Here is a 19,138-nt window from a genome sequence, read left to right as displayed (position 1 = left end):
AAATCCGGGTAAACAGAATCACAAATGAGGTGGTTCTATTTGCCCGGATTTCAATTTATCTATCTGATTATCAGGCTACTGAGCGCAGCAATGAAAGGGATGACTTATCAAATTTCTCCCGAGCGTAGTCGAGCGAAAGCGTAAACTCCTTGATGTCTTTGCGGGAAGGCAATTCAAACATTGCATCGGTCATAATGGATTCACAAATGGAGCGCAACCCACGGGCACCAAGTTTATAGATCATCGCCTGCTCAACGATAAAATCTATAACATCTTCATCAAAATGCAGGTCGATATCTTCCATTTTGAATAGCTTCTGATACTGTTTTACCAAGGCATTTTTCGGTTCGGTCAAAATCCGGCGCAACGTTTCCTTATCGAGCGGATTGAGGTGCGTCAGCACAGGCAAGCGGCCAATCATTTCGGGAATCAGTCCAAACGATTTCAGGTCCTGAGCCGTCACGTAGCGCATCAGATTTCCTTTATCAAAAATTTCGATGATCCGATTATCTCCCGAAAATCCGATGGGCCGGGTATTGATTCGTTTGGCAATGTGGCGTTCGATGCCATCAAAAGCACCTCCACAAATGAACAGGATGTTTTCAGTATTCAGTGCAATCATCTTTTGATCCGGGTGCTTCCGTCCGCCTTGTGGGGGCACGTTCACAACAGATCCTTCCAACAGTTTCAACAGAGCCTGCTGCACACCTTCACCGCTCACATCGCGGGTAATGGATGGATTGTCAGATTTGCGCGATATTTTATCAATTTCGTCAATATAAACAATGCCCCGCTCGGCAGCTTCTATGTTGTAGTCAGCAGCCTGCAACAGGCGCGTGAGAATCGTTTCCACATCTTCTCCTACGTAGCCGGCTTCGGTTACGGTGGTGGCGTCAGCTATGCAAAAAGGTACCTGAAGAATGCGGGCGATGGTGCGGGCTAGGTAGGTTTTACCGGTGCCGGTTTCGCCCACCATGATAATATTCGATTTTTCAATGACTACATCATCTTCCGAATCCGGCTGTGACAACCGCTTGTAGTGGTTATAGACGGCCACGGCAAGGGATCTCTTGGCTTCGTCCTGCCCAATAATATATTGCTCCATAAACTCCTTCATCCCCACGGGCGGGATCAGATTGAGCTTCGGGAGTTTTGGTTTTTTATCCTTTTTGTCTTTCGGACTCAGTTCATCCGTAACTACCTGGTTTCCCTGTACAATACAGTGATTACAGATATGGGCGTCAATGCCTGACAGAAGCAGCTCTACTTCATTTTTTCGGCGTCCGCAGAACGAACAACTCACTTGTGCCATTGGGTTAATTTAGGTATTTATTGGTAAAAAAAATCCGCTACTTGCGTGATTGACTTCTGCACTTTCAGGGTGAATGGTTTGTGCAAAAATCCATGTTTGTTCAAGCCACTACACGCGGCAGAACCAATCTGCAAAGGTCTCATTTTTTGCTTCACAAACCAAGTTTGGTTCTGTATAATGTACAATAAAAAAGCCGATAAGGTTTCAAAAGAACACTTATCGGCCAGTACAATTTATTCAACGGAAATTACTTTTCCCGAGTCAGAATTTCGTCAATCAGACCATATTCTTTGGCTTCATAGGCTCTGAACCATTTATCCCGGTCAGAGTCACGCTCAATTACTTCTTTGGTTTGACCGGTATGCACCGCCAGAATTTCGTAAAGTTCGTCACGAAGTTTTACGATTTCGCGGGCCGTGATTTCAATGTCCGAAGACTGCCCCTGCGCGCCACCCGAAGGCTGATGAATCATAACGCGGGCGTGCGGCAATGCTGAGCGCTTTCCGGCAGCACCGCCAGCCAGCAACACAGCCCCCATCGAAGCGGCCAGACTGGTACAGACCGTCGCTACGTCGGGCCGTACGTACTGCATCGTGTCATAAATTCCCAGACCCGCATACACCGAGCCGCCGGGGCTATTGATATACATCAGGATATCTTTCTTGGCATCCGCTGATTCCAGAAACAGCAATTGCGCCACAACGATATTAGCAATATTGTCGTCGACTCCGGTACCCATAAAAATGATCCGGTCGGCCATTAGTCGTGAAAATACATCTACCTCACGGAAGTTCATGGGGCGCTCTTCAATGACGGCGCGAGTCATATTTTCAACTGAGTGTTTTACGTAGCCATCCACCGTCAAGCCATTCAGGCCCATATGATGCACAGCAAATTTTCTGAATTCGTCTCCGTAGTTCATTACTGGTAAGTATATTAATTGAATGAGTTAATAATAGAAAAAAGGGCCTCTCATCACCTTTGCATCATGTTACACAACGAAAACGCCCGGGGCTTAGTTTCGCATGACTGCTTACGGCTAAGAAAAGCGTCTGCACAAATTTGATTATTTCAAGGCATTATCCTAGTCGATTCTGGTGAGAAATTATCAGAATTTGTGAAAATACGCCTCGTCACTCTTTTCTCTGACTTCTGAATGATAGATACCAATAAGTAAATCAAAAGTGCCTTCCTACTTTTTGTACCTAACGATAGCTGTCAATCCTACACTTTACTAAACTCGCTTTCCTATGAAGACTCTTTTCTCTCTTTTTCTGGTCCTTTTACTTTCTGGTTTTGAATCACTAATTCAGGCACAGCAAATTTCCAAAGCTGACCTTATCCTGTACACGCCCGAGTGGAAAGGCGAACGCTTTCCGGATGGCCGCCCCAAAGTACCGGACGCCTTGCTCGATCGATTAAAAAAAGTAACACTTGAAGAAGCATGGGCTGTGCTGAAAGGACAGAATTTCCGGCACCAATATACCGACAACTGGATGACAATTAATCCCGACAGCGTACTCGTCGGACGGGCCGTAACGGCTATTTTTATGCCCGGAAGACCAGATATTCACCGGGTACTCGATGAAAAAGGACACACCAAAGATGGCCGGATTAAGTCGCAGAATGCCTGGCCCATTGATCTGCTCGTGATGCGCGACGTATACGTGGTAGATCAGCACGGCATGCACGAAGACGGGCCCACGATTGGGGATAATCTTGGAAATTCTATTTATGCCAAAACGGGCAATGGCATTGTGTATGACGGAGCGATTCGGGACATTTCGGGTCTGCGTGAAATCGGCTCTTTTACATCCTTCTTCCGAACCTATCATCCTTCCCACCACCTCAACAATCCCAGCGGAGATTTGAACACAACACTCGTGGGAATTAACCAACCTACCCGTATTGGCCAAGCGATGGTGATGCCCGGTGACGCCGTACTCGGCCGTGACGGCGGCGTTATTTTCATCCCACCGCATTTAGTCGAAAAAGTAGTTACAACTTCCGAAATCGTTCGTTTGCGGGATATGTTCGGGCATTTGCGCCTGCGCGAACAAAAATATACGGCAGGGCAAATCGACAACCGCTGGACCGAAGATATTGAGAAAGACTTTTCTAAATGGCTTAATGATCACCTGGATGAGCTTCCTGTACCGAAAGAACAGGTACAAAACTTTTTGAAAACCCGAACCTGGTAAATTCTTGCTGAATTGTTTCAACGATTACTAAATCCATCCTTACTTCTGTAATAAATTTCTACCTATGAATCCATCTCAATCTTCAAGCTCCCGGCGCAATTTCCTTCGGAAAGGAGCCCTCGCAAGTGCTTTGGCGGCCTATGCAAGTGCCTCTTATGGCGAAGGCCTGATCCAGGCCGTCGACCGTACCCCCCAATCATCCAAGCCTTCTGACCTGAAAATTACCGACATCAAGTGCGGTTTTATTCGGGGAGGTCACAGTCTTTTCGTTAAAGTCTATACCAATCAGGATATTTGGGGCTGCGGCGAAGCCGTTGACGCTACGCCCGGTACTTACCACCTGGTAAAACTTATGGGTCAGCGAATCAAAGGTAAAAGTCCACTCAATGTACATCGCCTTTTTGAAGACATACGACGGTCAGGTTTTTTTGAAGGGGCACAATCAGGTATGTACATTGCCGTGTTAACTGCCGTCGAATCTGCCCTTTGGGATTTGGTAGGTAAAGCTTACGGAATGCCTGTGTATCAATTATTGGGCGGAAAATTTCGTGATAAGATCCGCGTATACTGCGACACCGCTGCCTACCGAACCGAAGGCCCGCGCCCCGAAGATTTTGCCAAGAGCGCCAAAGATGCCGTACAGGCAGGCTACACGGCCGTAAAGTTTGATATAGACGAGCGCAACGACCCGGCCAAGTATGACCCCTACAATTGGACGGCAAGTCAGGGCGAGCTCGACCGTATGTATAATCAGATTGCGGCCGTGCGGGAAGCGGTTGGGCCTTACATCGACATATGTGTAGATGCGCACGGCCGCTACGACATGACCACCGGAAAACGCATTGCCCACATGATGGAGCCATTGAAACTCCTTTTTCTGGAAGAACCTATTCCGGCAGAAAACCCCGATGCCTATCGGCTCATTACCGAAGGTACCAACACACCGATTTGCGCCGGTGAAAATCACTACCTCGCTCACGGATTCAGGCGTATGCTTGAAATCGGAGCGGTGGATATTGTCATGCCTGATCTGCAAAAAGCAGGCGGATTGGGTGAAGCTCAGCGGATTGCCAACCTGGCCAACTTGTATTACGTACCTTTTGCACCGCATATGGTAGCTTCTTTTTTAGGAGCAATGGCCTCCTGCCATGTATGCGCGTCTGTGCCTAACTTTCTGATATTGGAATGGCAGGTGTATTTTGACGAAAACCCGATGTACAAAGAAATTGTCAGCTTTGACGGACCTATGATAAACAAAGGCTTTATCACGCTATCCGAAAAACCCGGAATAGGTGTGGAAATCAACGAGGAAGGTATGCGGAAATATGCAACGCCCGGCGTTCCTTTTTTTGAATAAATACGGATGTTTTTCCGTTTTCTTCTGTTGTATATGCAGCATTAACTATCTGATTCGTACGCATATGACTTTATCTGAACGCATCCGAAATCTTAGACTGCAAAAAGGGTTTTCACAGGAAAACATGGCCGATATGCTGGCAATCTCTACGTCAGCCTATGGGGATATTGAACGCGGCCGTACCGAGCCACCACTTTCGCGGCTGGAAGCGATTGCCGGTTTTCTGGAAACTACTCTCCCCGACCTGCTGGGACTGGAAGCAGGCCCACTGACTGAAACGGAGTGGTTACGACGTGAAAACGAAGAGTTACGGACCGAAAATGCCCGACTACATCAGGAAATCGGGCAGTGGAAAAGTAAGTTTTGCGAGTGGGTCAGCCTGGAAATTGCCCGTCAAATGCAGCAGCAAAGAGAACGTATTGGCTTTTAAGAAAAATCAGTTTCGCCCTTTTTGAAGATAATTTTTTATAAAAAATGCTCTTTTAACAAAAAACTCCCGCACCTATCGGTGCGGGAGTTTTTTGTGTATTAATCCGACTAGTAACTTATCAGGCTTCTGCTTCCTCAGCAGCACCGTTCTTGGCCAATTTTTCAAAATCAGCCACTGAAATATCTTTTTCGTCCGTTGCCACTTGTCCACGAATGACGTCAAGTACTTTATTGTCAAATACCTGATTGAACATGCTCGAATAGTTATCACGCTCGCGGTCAGCCAAATATCCGGCAGCAATGCGGTCGATCGTTTCGTCCATGCTGGGGTCACCGCCGTACATTCCAAACTGCCCACGTACCATCTGACGGGTGTATTCCAGAATTTCGGGATACTCTACCTTCACGCCAAAAATGTCGGCAACTTTATTTTTAATCAGACTCAGTTTCAATGATTTTTCAAAATCAGCAAACTGCTCTTCAATTTGTTCGCGGGTGAATTTACCATTGTTGGTGCGTTCCAGCCAATCTTTCAGAAAATCAGCGGGCACATCAATGGCAATCGAATCCAGGAGGGTTTGCTCCATATCGCGGCGCAGCAGCGCTTCGGATTCACGGGCGTAGTTGCTCTGAATAATTTCCAGAACTTTTTCCCGGAATTGCTCCTCCGTTTCAACTTCGCCAGGTCCCAAAACCTTATCAAAAAACTCTTGATTCATTTCTACCGGAGCCGAGCGCGTAATGTCGTCCAGCACAAATGTAAACTCGCCGGCAAGCTCAGCAACGTCTTCCTTTTTCTTTCCGGTTACGTGCGCAATAGCCGCTTCGTCTTCAAAGGTGGTTTGAATATCAAACGTGATTTCGTCACCTGCTTTCAGACCAGTAAATTTTGCCTGCTCGCTTTCTTTCACCTGACGGGTCGGAATTGCGGTTTTGGTGGTAAACTCAGAAGACTCCTGCTTCAATTCACCAAACAGCATATCGCCTGCTTCGGAAGTTTCGGGATGAGCCGATTCGGCAAAACGCTTTTTTAGATCTTCCAGAGTTGATTCAAGCTCCGTTTCGCCCGCCAAAATTGTGTAGTGAGGAATGGCCGGAATATTTGTAAAATCTACCTCAAAATCGGTAGCCATTCCAAGATCATACACAAACTCGAATTCGCTCTGCGTATCCCAGTCGATGGCATCAGCCTTTTCACGATTTGGGATAGGATCGCCTACGACCTGAATTTTCTGCTCACGGATGTAATCACTGACGGCCTGACTCAGCATTTGATTGACTTCGTCAACCATGATGCCTTTGCCATACATGCGGCTAATAACCTGCATGGGCACCTTGCCTGGTCTAAAACCTTTCAGCGTAGCCTTTTTGGCATAATCTTTCAGTGTTTTATCTACCTTGGGCTGATAATCTTCCTTAGTCAGGATTACTTTGAGCGAAGCCGTGGTAGGCGAGCTCTTCTCTAACAGAACTTCCATATCTATTTGCTGTCGTTATGAATTTTAAATGAGTCAATGATAGAACTTCCTTTACCAGGTATTCTTTTGATCGCGTCCTATAAAAAAAATGCCCTCAAAACAGCGAGTCCTGAGGGCTTCTCCCTTTTTTAATCGTACGGGCGGAGGGACTCGAACCCCCACGCCTTGCGGCACCAGATCCTAAGTCTGGCACGTCTACCAATTTCGCCACGCCCGCGTAGTCAGTGTATTCCCGTATGGAATAGTTAAATTTGGGAGTGCAAAGGTAATTATTAAATTCTGCTTTTTCCTAATTTTTTTTCAAGAAATATAGTTTGATAAAGTATTGTTGATAATCATTGCGTAATAAATTAATTTGGTGTAGAGTTACGAAAAGAAAAAGAATCTGTGGAGACAATCCTAATTGACCTTGAACAGGAGCGCAAAGACATCCTGAAACGATATAGAAAACTGCTGCGTACAGCCAAGCCCTTCCTGAAGGATACAGATGCCAAAATGATAAAAAAGGCATTTTACACGTCCGTGGAAGCACACAAAGACATGCGTCGGCGGTCGGGCGAGCCATACATCTACCATCCTTTGGCTGTGGCGCAGATCGTGGTGGAAGAAATCGGGCTGGGTACAACCGCAATTGTCTCCGCGCTGCTGCATGATGTGGTGGAAGACACCGAAATGACGATTGAGGACATCAGCCGTTTGTTTGGAAAAAAGGTAGCCAAGATCATTGACGGGCTTACCAAAATCTCAGGCAAGTTTGAATATGGTTCGTCGCAGCAAGCCGAGAACTTTCGGAAAATGCTACTCACGCTGTCGGACGATGTACGGGTGATTTTGGTAAAGCTCGCCGATCGCCTGCACAACATGCGAACGCTCGACAGCATGCCGCGCGACAAACAGTTGAAGATTGCCTCTGAAACCATTTTTATTTATGCTCCCCTAGCGCACCGGCTCGGGCTTTACGCCATAAAATCTGAATTAGAAGACCTTTACCTGAAATACGCTGAACCCGAAGCCTACCGCGACGTGGCGCGAAAGCTCCGTGAAACCAAAACGACTCGCGATCGATTTATAGCCCGCTTTACTGAACCTATTGAAAACGATTTACAGGAAGCCGGTTTTAAATATATAATTAAAGGTCGACCCAAATCCATTTATTCCATCTGGAATAAAATGCGGAAGCAGAACAAGCCCTTTGAAGAAATTTATGACCTCTTTGCTATTCGTATCATGATTGACGCTCCCGCTGAATTTGAGCGGGAAAAAGCGCTGTGCTGGCAAGCCTACTCTATCGTTACGGATCATTATAAACCCAATCCTGACCGTCTCAAAGACTTTTTGAGTACGCCCAGAGCCAACGGCTATCAGTCGCTGCATTCAACGGTTATGAGCAAAACCGGTCAATGGGTCGAGGTTCAGATCCGTACATCACGGATGGACGAAATTGCCGAAAAAGGCTATGCTGCCCACTGGAAGTACAAAGGCAATGATACCAAAGTGAGAGGAAATATTGAGCAGTGGATCAGCCGCGTGCGCGAAACCCTCGAAAACGGATCGGGCGACCGTACCGCAGCAATTGAATTTTTGGACGAATTTCGCAGCAACCTGTTTACGGAAGAAGTCTTTGCTTTTACGCCCAAAGGCGAACTAAAAGTACTGCCGCAAGGCGCCACAGCGCTGGATTTTGCGTTTGACATTCACTCAGAAGTAGGTGCGCATTGCATGGCAGCCAAAGTAGGCGGCACACTTGCGCCAATCAGCTACGTTCTCAAAAATGGCGATCAGGTTGAAATAATTACTTCCAATAAACAAAAGCCTAACGAAGACTGGCTGCGGATTGTGGTGACCTCCAAAGCCCGGGCCCGAATTAAAGAATATCTCAAAGAAGAAAGCCGCAGCTACGAAACCGACGGCAAGCAGATTGTCGAAAAGAAACTCAAAATTTTGGGTATCGAGGCCTCCTATGAAGTCTTTAATCAATTGCGGGCATTCTTTGAATGCAAAACGCCGGCTGATTTTTTCTACCGCATGGGTAAAGGGTACATTCAGCCGGATGAGCTAAAAAAATTTAAAAAACATAAGGAAAGCAAAGAGCGGAAAGAAAAACTAAACACAGACGACACGCAGGACGGAAAGTCTTTCACAAAACTTCTCAAAAATATTCACGGAGAGCGTACGGATAGTGATACCCTGCTCATTGGGGAGGATATGGACAAGATTGATTACAAATTATCGCCCTGCTGCAATCCAATTGCGGGCGATGATGTTTTCGGATTTGTAACCATTAATGAAGGTATTAAAATTCACCGAACTACCTGCCCCAACGCCGCCGAGCTGATGTCCAAACATGGAAACCGCATCATCAAGGCTAAGTGGGAATCTCAAAGAGCCGAAGCATTTTTGGCGGGCCTGCGAATCACCGGCACCGACCGTGTGGGGCTTGTGAATGATGTAACCCGTATCATTTCCAATGAGTTATTGATCAATATGCGCGGGCTTACGATTGATACCAAGGATGGAGTTTTTGAAGGTGACATCAAACTTTACGTACACGATACGAGTCATTTGGACATGCTCATTAATAAACTCGAACGGGTTGATGGCGTATTTAAGGTACTCCGATTTGATGCCAATCTCAACGTTGTACACTAACCTGCTGAACCCTTCGGGCGGTCGTGCCGTTATAGAAACTTATGTCTTCTGTGATTTACGTTTAAAAACCCCGATATTTGCACCTGATTTCGAAACAACCTATGTCACAAATCGGTAAAGACAATCTGGAATCTGCCAGGAAGATTCTGACGGCCTACCTGGAAAACAAAGGCCTCCGCAAGACGCCCGAGCGTTTTGCGATCCTGGAAGAAATTTATACCCGGAGCGATCATTTTGATGTAGATGAACTGTACATCAGCATGAAAAACAAGAAATACCGGGTCAGTCGTGCGACGGTTTATAACACACTGGATGTATTGGTAGACTGCGATTTGGTTACTAAACATCAGTTTGGTAAAAATCTTGCGCAGTATGAAAAATCGTACGGTTTTAAACAACACGATCATTTGATCTGTACCGACTGCCACAAAGTAATGGAGTTTTGCGATCCGCGCATACAGTCCATTCAAAACATGGTAGGCGAAATGCTGCACTTCAAAGTAGATCATCACTCGTTGATTTTTTATGGTGGCTGCACGCGAGAAAATTGCGAAAACCGGAAAGTTCTGCCGCAGGAAGAATTTTATAATCAGGATACGAAGCTGTAAGGCTATATTTTTACAGCCCATTTTAACCCTCTGACAGGATTAAAATGGGCATTTTTTATTTTTAACCGTTGCTGGAATGAAAATTGACGTATTACTCGGACTCCAATGGGGAGACGAAGGGAAAGGTAAAATTGTGGATGTGCTGGCGCCGCATTATCAGGTAGTAGCCCGGTTTCAGGGAGGCCCAAATGCGGGTCACACCCTCGAATTTGATAATATAAAGCACGTGCTGCATCAAATCCCATCCGGAATTTTCCGATCCGATATTCAAAATATTATTGGAAATGGCGTGGTGTTGGACCCGATCGTATTCAGGAGAGAAATTGAAGGCCTGCTAAAATTCAATCTCGACTTGAAAGGGAACCTTTATATTTCCAAAAAAGCCTCGCTGATATTGCCAACGCACAGCCTGCTTGATGCTGCCTATGAAAAATCGAAAGGAGACTCCAAGATTGGTTCCACGCTTCGGGGAATCGGGCCTACGTATCAGGACAAAGTAGCCCGGCTTGGGCTGCGGGTGGGAGATATTTTGCTGGGAAATTTTGATGCCAAATACCGCAAACTGGTCGACAGCCACAAGGCAATTCTGGATTTTTATCAATTTGATTATCAGGAAGCCCTCGCGGAGGCCGAAACCCGTTTCTTTGCCGCAATTGATTTTCTTAAAGAATTTCAGCTGGTAGAAAGTGAATATTTGCTGAATAACGCACTCGCCGAAAATAAAGCCGTATTGGCCGAAGGCGCACAGGGTTCGCTGCTTGATATAGATTTTGGCTCGTATCCATTTGTTACAAGCTCAACCACAATGACGGCTGGTGCCTGTACTGGGTTGGGTGTTTCGCCGCACACGATTGGCGAGGTATTCGGAATTTTTAAAGCCTACTGCACACGGGTTGGCAGCGGGCCTTTCCCGACTGAGTTACTCGAAGAAACCGGCGAACGCATGCGGCAGGAAGGCCGTGAGTTTGGTTCTACTACCGGGCGCCCCCGTCGCTGCGGATGGCTCGACCTGCCCGCATTGAAGTACGCCGTAATGATCAACGGCGTAACGCAGCTCGTAATGATGAAGGTGGATGTACTCAATATCTTCGATACGATTCGCGTCTGTACGCATTATCGCCTGGCCGACGGCACGCTGACGGATCAGCTACCGTATGACTTGTGTAACGAAGAAGTTGAACCTGTTTATCTGGATTTCCCCGGTTGGGAGCAGTCGTTGGATGGCATCCGTGCGTTTGACGAAGCACCCGAGGCATTGGCTAATTATGTAACCTATCTGGAAAAGGAACTCAAATTGCCCATCAGCTTTATCTCTACCGGCCCCGACCGCGATGCGTTGATTCTCCGGGAAGCAGCACGCTTGGTTGATTAAGCGTATTTTTGAGAGTATAATTATTCTAATTTTTCAATAATTCATGGGGTACCCGGCTGAATTTTATCAAACATTCTATCAGTACGACACACTTTTCAAAGTCACTGATACGGTGGCAAAAAGTCAGGTACCCCAATTAGAATCACCCGTTGTAGACCCCCCTGCAGAACAACAGCAACCGGAGGTTTTGATGACTCCAAAAATAGAACCACCAACCGTCGTTCTGGCGCCCGTGGTTCCACTTCCCAAACCCAGATCAATACCAGAAGTAAAGGTATTTCCTGCCCTTCAACATCGTATATTGGTGCTTGTAGATGAGCCCCGACAGCCAGAATTACTTCCGGCAGAAGCACAGCTACTGGATAAAATTCTGGCAGCTACGGGACATGCAAGTGCTGAAACTGATCTGCTCAATTTCAGCTATATCCCCAAGGCAGATGCCCGCTCAGTTTTGGCCGAAAAAAGTACCAATTACTTTATCACCTTTGGAGTACCGCTTATTCGCCTTCAAATTGATTTACTACTTCCCCCCTACACTCCCAAGCAGGTAGAGGGCATTTGGTTCTTACTGGCAGATCCGCTCGCAACAATAGAAGCCGATAAGATGCTGAAAAAGAGACTGTGGCAAGCACTTCAAAAAATGTTTGGATTGGCATAAAACCGGCTTCCAGCTCCCCGAAAATATTGACCGACCATCACAATATTGTTAGTTAATTAGCAGTTTTGGTAGATAATCGCAGGAAAATCAAAAGGAAATCATGGCTACAATCTGGGAACGTTTCTCGCAGTTCGTCAAATCTTCACGCCCTGAGGATTTGGATTATTATGAAGATGATGCCTCCCAGTCAGGTTTGACCGGTGGTATTGCTGCTGCAGGGCCTGTAGCTACTACCGATGCGCAGCTGCCGCAACCGAAGGCTGAGCTGCCAAAAGCAAACATTCCTCTGATACAAACTCCTCCGGTGCTTCAAACTCCGATAACGTATACGACTACCGAAACACCTCCGCCCGTAATCACTCGTACGGCAGTTGAACCCACTATTCCACCAGCACCGCCTGCCACAGAGCCAACACCACCGCCTGTGAAGGCAGAACCCACGCGTCGGCATATGCCCCAACCCATCGGTCGCTCCTATTCAACACCACCCCGCCCAACTCAACCCCAATCCATTGAAGCGGTTGATCGGCAGGAAATACAAACCAATGAATCCCTCGCACATTCCGAAGAAACTGAACAATTTTACCCTGAAAAACATCGAATGAACATTCCTTATTGGCTTGAAGACGAAGACACCCTCCGCGATGAAGGCGTTTTGTTTGGGCTTTCCGAATCAGACCCTACCGAAAAAACGGATATTATCAGAAATTACTTTGCGCATCTGGTAGCCGATCATGCGCGTAATATTGAACAACAAAATGAGCGCGTGCAGGAGCTCAATCTTTTTATCGGACAAAAAGAAAACCGAATTCAGGATTTACAGGAAAAACTACATATTCAGGAAAATTCGCATCCCGAAGGCGAGCATCAGCTCCCGCGTACGTTGGTTGGGCTTACGCTTTCTGTGGCTATGTGTGTGGGCAATTATTTTCTGATTGAAGAAACCCTGCGCCCCGCTTTTGCCACGAGTTCTTTTGTAGCCCTAGGTGTGTTTTTGGCAGGGATGTTTAATCTATTTGGACGTATTTCTCTTTTTCATGATACGGAAAGCAATGTTTCCGGGCGTCGCCTGCTGGAAGAAGTAGGCATGCCGCTGGCAGCGGCCCTGTTTGTTTTTGCACAAGCCTGGCAAACGCAATCGTGGTGGCAGGCTACGTCCCTTTTCGTTTTTGTCTTTTTCCTTTTTCTGTTTGCCGGCAAATTGTTTTTGAGCAATATCACGGTTCTGAGAAATGACCTGCGGGTATGGCTAAGTACCGTTCGGGGACGCCAGGAAGCAGTGGATCACATCCAGCAGTGGGAAGAAGAAATCGTTTCCCTTAACCAGGAAATGGACGATTTGCGCGTACAGAAATGGCAAATCCTTCGTGAACAAGGTACCTCTGAAAGCGAAAGAAACCGCCTCAATGCCCGTCGCGACATGCTGATAAAGCTTTTTGAAAGTGAATTTTATCTGGCCCGAAAAATGAAAGGCCGATTGACCGACCGGCAGCTTAGAGAAATACAGGGAAATTAATCTTCCTCGCTTTCGATTAGACAATTCTATTTTTTAAGTATAAAGATTTCAACCACAGGTTCACTATGGACGAGCAACTTCCCGGACAACATCCGGATCATCAACACGGATATACAAGTGGCATTGAAGGCCTCGATCGGCAGGCTTACGAAGCGTATCTGTCGAGTCAGGTTAGTTATGAATGGGCAACTGAGCAGTTGATTGAAAAAAAAGCCGCTTTGCATGCGCTCGAAAACGAGCAGCAGGAAGTAATCGCCAGGCGTAAAACCACCTTTGACTCTTTGCAGGAGCATCTTCTTGGCCTAAACCAAACGGCCCGGCGGGTAGAAGAACTGGAAGGTCATATAGAACAAACGGATCAGGAAACAGCTACTCTGAAAGAAAAGCGTGCAGCTGCTTCTACGCACTACTCGCTCTTGGCAGGTTTTATCTTTCTTTTGGCCGGACTTGCCTTCATTTTTGGTGACCTCATTATTTCGCACGAAATTGTTGCGTATGCACTTAATATTCGCAACTCCAACGAGGCGTGGGCGTTTGCGGTAGGCCTGGCAATGGTCTCTATTTTACTCAAACCTGCCTACGACCGTTTGATCGAAGGTCCGTATCAAACCGATGATTCGCCCCGAATCAAGAAGCGATACGGACGTTTCAAGGTCGCTTTGGCGCTTTTTGCGATAGCTACGCTTTTGGTTTTGGGCTGGTTCAGATACGAAGCTTACCGTACAGACAAACTGAAAGAAGCGATTAATAAATCCATAAAAAACTTACAGCTCAATGCGGTAGACCCGTTGACGGGCGCGCCAATAAACAGCCCGGAGCTAACCAATAAAATTGAACAGGCGCTGCGAGACTCTGACAACCTGAACATGATGCTCGTGAATAGTCCGTGGGCGTTGCTGTCGTTTGTACTCAGTGGTGTGTTGTTTGCTATTGCGGGAGCGGTCTCGCTTGGTATGGCACTTCCGGTTTTACAAAGTTTCTGGTTTCGTTGGCTGCAAATTGACCCCCGTTTGGGGCGGCTCCGGAGACGGCGTAAAAAACTCATGAAAGCACTTGTGCTGGAAGAAAAGGTATTGTCCCAACAACTGATTCAGAAAAATATCAAGGAAAATGATCTTTCGGTATTGCCTGTTTTGGACACGTTAAGTGAAAAGGAAAAGGCATTACTAAAAGAAATTGAAAACCTGGAAGAAGAGCGAAAACTTGCCCTGACCGATACACGGATTCATGCCTACAACGACGGCCACGCCCGGGGCGAAGTGGCACGAAATATTATGAATGAAGAAGAATATGAACAATGGCGAAACAGCCACCTGACAGTTTCCAATCTGGCACTTCGGGCCAAATCGTCGGTCACAGACCGGGCGGTGTCGCGCAGCCGGAGCTCCGGTATGCGGCCGCATCAGGCGATTCGGAAAGCAATTACAGATCGTTTTGATGAAGAAAATCGCTAATTTAATTGATGCTGTATTTTAAGAAAAAAGCCGTCGATTCATTTCGTCGGCTTTTTTCTTAAAATATTCTTACAATTCTCCCTCCAAAATCTCCCACACATTCTCCGCCACAATCGTATGCCCTTTGGCCGTAGGATGAATTCCGTCCGGCAGGTTCAGGGAAGGTTCTCCACCTACACCTTCGAGCAGAAAAGGAATAAGTTTTGTATTATTCTTGGCGGAAAGGTCGGTATATAATGCTTTAAACTCGGTAGCGTAATCCCGGCCCATGTTTGGCGGCACCTGCATCCCTGCTAAAATGATGGTTACGTCAGGATATTTTGCTCGTACTTTATCTATAATCTCCTGTAAATTTTTCCGGGTTTCGGCAATCGGAACACCACGCAGGCCATCATTTCCCCCCAACTCTAAAATAAAAATATCAACCGGCTGTCGCAACACCCATTCAATCCGGCTGTTGCCGCCGGAGGTTGTTTCTCCACTTACTCCGGCATTAACTACCTTATAGGGTAAATTCAACGAATCAAGACGGTTTTGAATCAAGGCCGAGAAAGCCTCTGATGGATCAAGGCCGTAACCTGCGGTCAGGCTATTTCCAAAAAACAGGATAGTTTTTCTCTTCTTTTCGACCGAACCGGAATCTGTTTCGGTAGCAGCAGATGGCTGAGAGGAAGAATCCGACGATTTATTTTCAGAACAGGCCAACAGACCGATGGTCAGCAGGCAGGTTGACAGCAAATGGAATAGGAAGCGCATACAGGGGTAAGATAAGTAAAGTGGAACAGTACAGGCAGATAACGTGTTGATAAGGCTTAAATGTAAGCGATTGCTGCAAAGAATAGAAAACTTACATCTAATTTACTCATTTCTTTTTCTCAGGTTTGAATGACAAACATACTCACTCTCCAACAGGTCAATAAAATATACCAAAGCGGTGGCCGGGATTTAAAAGTACTTGACGATATAAGCTTCACGGTTGAGGCAGGCTCCACAATGGCAATTGTGGGTCCTTCGGGAAGCGGCAAAACTACGCTACTTGGCCTTTGTGCCGGGCTCGACCGATCTACCTCCGGGAGTGTAGAGCTGAACAATACCCGGCTGAACGATCTGAATGAAAATCAACTGGCAGCGCTGCGAAACCGTTCGATTGGCTTTATTTTTCAAAACTTCCAACTCCTGCCCACGCTCACAGCGCTCGAAAACGTGATGGTGCCTCTGGAATTGCGGGGCGAAAAGAATATCCGTCCATTGGCACTTGAACTGCTCGAAAAAGTAGGATTGGCCAATCGCTCCCACCACTACCCTACGCAGCTGAGCGGTGGTGAACAACAGCGGGTTTCGCTGGCAAGGGCTTTTTCTAATCAACCCCAAATTCTTTTTGCTGACGAACCCACGGGAAATCTCGATGCGGAAACCAGTGAAATCGTGATCCAACTGCTTTTTGACCTGAATCGGCAGGCGGGAACCACGCTCGTACTCGTAACCCACGATCTGGATCTGGCAGCTCAAACTCAACGAATTATTAAAATAAAAGGCGGTAAGATTAGTTCTGATGAAAAACAATAACGACTATTTTTCTTTCCGTTGGCTACTGATCATGGCCTGGCGCGACAGCCGACGCAGCCGTTCGCGGTTGTTGCTTTTTATATCATCGGTTATTCTCGGCATTGCGGCTTTGGTAGCAATTTATTCTCTGGGCGACAACCTAACCGAAAATATCAATCGGCAGGCAGCGACACTCCTGGGAGCAGACCTGGAAATTTCCAGCGGCCGTCCAATTCCTGAAACGATCCTTCCAATGCTCGACTCCCTGGGAACGGACCGCTCCGAAGAGCGGCGATTTGCCTCCATGGTTTATTTCCCAAAAAATGGTGGTAGTCGGTTGGCGCAAATTCGAGCTTTACAGGGAAACTACCCCTACTATGGCGAGCTGGAAACCGTGCCGGAAGCTGCCGGGCGGGCGTTCAGAAATGCAAAGGCAGCGTTGGTAGACCAAACGCTGATGCTTCAGTATGAGGCTAACGTTGGGGATTCTATCAAGTTGGGAGATGTCACATTTGTCATTGCGGGCGTATTGCTGAAAGCTCCCGGCCAAACCGGTATTTCAACAACCGTTGCACCCGCTGTGTACATTCCGCTTGCCTATCTGGAACAAACGGGACTGGAACAAAAAGGCAGCCGGATTAGCTATCTGCATTTTTTTAAATATGGTATCAAAGAAAATGTAGAGGAGTCGGTAAAAAAAATAAAGCCTCGCCTGGAAGCCGAAGATCTGGATTCCAAAACGGTAGAAAGCCAAAAAGAAGAAACCGGGCGCTCATTCAAAGACTTAACCCGATTTTTATCCCTTGTGGGTTTCATTGCCTTGCTTTTGGGATGCATCGGAGTCGCAAGTGCAGTGCATATTTACATTCGTGAGAAACTGAATGCCATTGCTCTTTTACGCTGTTTGGGGGTAAAATCCACGCAGGCTTTCATGATTTACCTCATCCAAATCGTAGGCGTTGGTTTTTTGGGGTCGGTTTTGGGAGCCATTTTAGGTGCTGTCATTCAGCAATTTCTGCCAGCCGTTCTCAAAGATTTTTTACCATTTGAACTCATCACCTCACTTTCCTGGGCAGCAGTTGCACAGGGAATTGTATTGGGCACGCTCATTTCCATTCTTTTTGCACTTCTTCCGCTTATTTCGATTCGTAATATTTCGCCACTCAGGGTTTTGCGGGCATCTTACGAAACATCCACTGATGCTAACGACCCGCTGCGTTGGCTGATCTATTTGGTCATCGGGCTATTTATTCTTGGATTTACCTACCTGCAAACCCGTGATTTTAAAGAAGCACTCGCTTTTACGGGTAGCGTATTGGGTGCATTTTTGATTTTGCTGGGCATGGCCACGCTGTTGATGCGGCTCGTTCGCCGATTTTTCCCAACATCCTGGGGATATGTGTGGCGACAGGCACTTGCCAATTTGTACCGGCCTAACAACCAAACAGCTATACTGGTCATTTCCATTGGCCTTGGTACAGCCTTTATCTGTACCTTGATTCTGGTACAATCGTTGCTTCTCAATCGGGTTACTTTGTCTACAAGTGGCAATCAGCCCAATGTCGTTTTGTTCGACATTCAAAGTACACAGCGACAACCTGTGCTTGATTTGGCAGTACGCTACGGATTGCCCATTATTCAGAGCGTCCCGATTGTGAATATGAGGCTGGACCAAATCAATGGCTACACCATGGCTGATGTACAAAAAGATACCACGCTCCGGATTTCCAAGCGGGTATTTGGCCGTGAGTACCGGGTTACCTTCCGTGACTCTCTGACTTCTTCTGAGAAGATTACGAAAGGAAAGTGGATAGAAAAAGCACCCGCTGACGGCCCGATTCCGATTTCGATGGAAGAAGGTTTTGCCCAACGAAATAACCTTGACATTGGCGATACGCTGCTGTTTAACGTACAGGGCGCTCCCATGTCTACCCAAATCGCTAGTTTGCGTGAAGTAGACTGGAATGGCATTCGGACTAATTTTCTGGTTGTGTTTCCGCAGGGAGTTTTGGAAGAAGCTCCGCAGTTTCATGTTTTGCTTACCCGAATCAACTCGACTCAAAGTTCGGCTACGTTTCAGCAAGCCGTAGTGCGGCAGTTTCCCAATATTTCAATTATTGATCTCGGACTTGTACTGAAAGTTCTGGATGAACTATTGGAGAAAATCGGTTTCGTGATTCGCTTTATGGCAGGATTCAGCATCCTGACTGGATTGGTCGTGCTTATTTCTTCTGTTTTAATCAGCAAATACCAACGGTTGCAGGAGAGCGTTTTACTCCGGACCTTAGGAGCAAGTCGACGGCAAATTTTTGCAATTACCGCTCTTGAATATTTTTTCCTTGGTGCGTTGGCCTCAGTTACCGGTTTTTTGGTGGCATTAGCCGGAAGCTATGCTTTGGCTCGATTTAGTTTTGAAACCGAGTTTACGGTTCAGGTTGTACCTCTTCTCACGGTAATTTTCTCCGTTATTGGGCTGACAATTGCCATTGGTTTAGCCAATAGCCGCGGAATCCTCTCGCGCTCACCACTAGAAGTACTAAGACAGGAAGCCTAAGGGCC

Annotated in this window: 15 protein-coding genes and 1 tRNA gene; 11 read left to right on the top strand and 5 right to left on the bottom strand. The window is 46.8% G+C overall.

Annotated features, from left to right (window positions below; all coding sequences use genetic code 11):
• Positions 1-70 precede the first annotated feature (70 nt).
• Positions 71-1,312, bottom strand: coding sequence for an ATP-dependent Clp protease ATP-binding subunit ClpX (clpX, locus tag EZE20_RS21945; protein ID WP_132121802.1), 1,242 nt, complete (start codon positions 1,310-1,312; stop codon positions 71-73).
• Between the two features lie 247 nt (positions 1,313-1,559).
• Positions 1,560-2,234: a ClpP family protease gene (locus EZE20_RS21940; protein WP_132121800.1), complete on the bottom strand. Its 675-nt coding sequence runs from the start codon at positions 2,232-2,234 to the stop codon at positions 1,560-1,562.
• Between the two features lie 328 nt (positions 2,235-2,562).
• Between EZE20_RS21940 and EZE20_RS21935 the strand changes: the two genes are divergently transcribed.
• From EZE20_RS21935 to EZE20_RS21925, 3 genes are all read left to right on the top strand, one after another.
• Entirely contained in the window at positions 2,563-3,513 is a 951-nt protein-coding gene (locus EZE20_RS21935) for an RraA family protein (protein ID WP_132121798.1), read from the top strand.
• 64 nt (positions 3,514-3,577) lie between these two features.
• Positions 3,578-4,870, top strand: coding sequence for a mandelate racemase/muconate lactonizing enzyme family protein (locus EZE20_RS21930; protein WP_132121796.1), 1,293 nt, complete (start codon positions 3,578-3,580; stop codon positions 4,868-4,870).
• 64 nt (positions 4,871-4,934) lie between these two features.
• Positions 4,935-5,300 (top strand): helix-turn-helix domain-containing protein, encoded by a 366-nt coding sequence (locus tag EZE20_RS21925; RefSeq protein ID WP_132121794.1) that lies wholly within the window; start codon positions 4,935-4,937, stop codon positions 5,298-5,300.
• A gap of 118 nt (positions 5,301-5,418) precedes the next feature.
• Here EZE20_RS21925 and tig read toward each other — a convergent pair whose 3' ends face one another.
• Positions 5,419-6,777: a trigger factor gene (gene tig / locus EZE20_RS21920; protein WP_132121792.1), complete on the bottom strand. Its 1,359-nt coding sequence runs from the start codon at positions 6,775-6,777 to the stop codon at positions 5,419-5,421.
• Between the two features lie 135 nt (positions 6,778-6,912).
• A tRNA-Leu gene (locus EZE20_RS21915) sits at positions 6,913-6,994 on the bottom strand.
• 170 nt (positions 6,995-7,164) lie between these two features.
• On the opposite strand from EZE20_RS21915, the gene EZE20_RS21910 reads away from it, so the two are divergent.
• From EZE20_RS21910 to EZE20_RS21885, 6 genes are all read left to right on the top strand, one after another.
• Entirely contained in the window at positions 7,165-9,426 is a 2,262-nt protein-coding gene (locus EZE20_RS21910; protein WP_132121790.1) for a RelA/SpoT family protein, read from the top strand.
• Positions 9,427-9,527: 101 nt separating this feature from the next.
• On the top strand, positions 9,528-10,034 hold the full coding sequence (locus tag EZE20_RS21905) for a Fur family transcriptional regulator (protein WP_132121788.1): 507 nt from the start codon (positions 9,528-9,530) through the stop codon (positions 10,032-10,034).
• Positions 10,035-10,110: 76 nt separating this feature from the next.
• Positions 10,111-11,406, top strand: coding sequence for an adenylosuccinate synthase (locus EZE20_RS21900; RefSeq protein ID WP_132121786.1), 1,296 nt, complete (start codon positions 10,111-10,113; stop codon positions 11,404-11,406).
• A gap of 43 nt (positions 11,407-11,449) precedes the next feature.
• A complete protein-coding gene (locus EZE20_RS21895; protein WP_132121784.1) occupies positions 11,450-12,064 on the top strand; it encodes a hypothetical protein in 615 nt (204 codons plus the stop codon).
• A gap of 100 nt (positions 12,065-12,164) precedes the next feature.
• Positions 12,165-13,580 (top strand): hypothetical protein, encoded by a 1,416-nt coding sequence (locus EZE20_RS21890; protein WP_132121782.1) that lies wholly within the window; start codon positions 12,165-12,167, stop codon positions 13,578-13,580.
• Positions 13,581-13,645: 65 nt separating this feature from the next.
• The gene (locus EZE20_RS21885) at positions 13,646-15,034 is read left to right on the top strand and encodes a hypothetical protein (protein ID WP_132121780.1); all 1,389 of its coding nucleotides are present in this window, start codon (positions 13,646-13,648) and stop codon (positions 15,032-15,034) included.
• Positions 15,035-15,103: 69 nt separating this feature from the next.
• Here EZE20_RS21885 and EZE20_RS21880 read toward each other — a convergent pair whose 3' ends face one another.
• On the bottom strand, positions 15,104-15,790 hold the full coding sequence (locus EZE20_RS21880) for an arylesterase (protein WP_132121778.1): 687 nt from the start codon (positions 15,788-15,790) through the stop codon (positions 15,104-15,106).
• A gap of 129 nt (positions 15,791-15,919) precedes the next feature.
• Between EZE20_RS21880 and EZE20_RS21875 the strand changes: the two genes are divergently transcribed.
• Positions 15,920-16,600: an ABC transporter ATP-binding protein gene (locus EZE20_RS21875; protein ID WP_132121776.1), complete on the top strand. Its 681-nt coding sequence runs from the start codon at positions 15,920-15,922 to the stop codon at positions 16,598-16,600.
• Positions 16,587-19,133 (top strand): ABC transporter permease, encoded by a 2,547-nt coding sequence (locus EZE20_RS21870; RefSeq protein WP_228713950.1) that lies wholly within the window; start codon positions 16,587-16,589, stop codon positions 19,131-19,133. Before EZE20_RS21875 ends, EZE20_RS21870 begins: the two co-directional genes overlap by 14 nt.
• Positions 19,134-19,138: the final 5 nt, after the last annotated feature.

The organism is Arundinibacter roseus, assembly GCF_004348825.1.
Lineage (GTDB): Bacteria > Bacteroidota > Bacteroidia > Cytophagales > Spirosomataceae > Arundinibacter > Arundinibacter roseus.
Note: the sequence above shows the minus strand (reverse complement) of the source record. Positions and strands in the feature narration are given on the sequence as shown.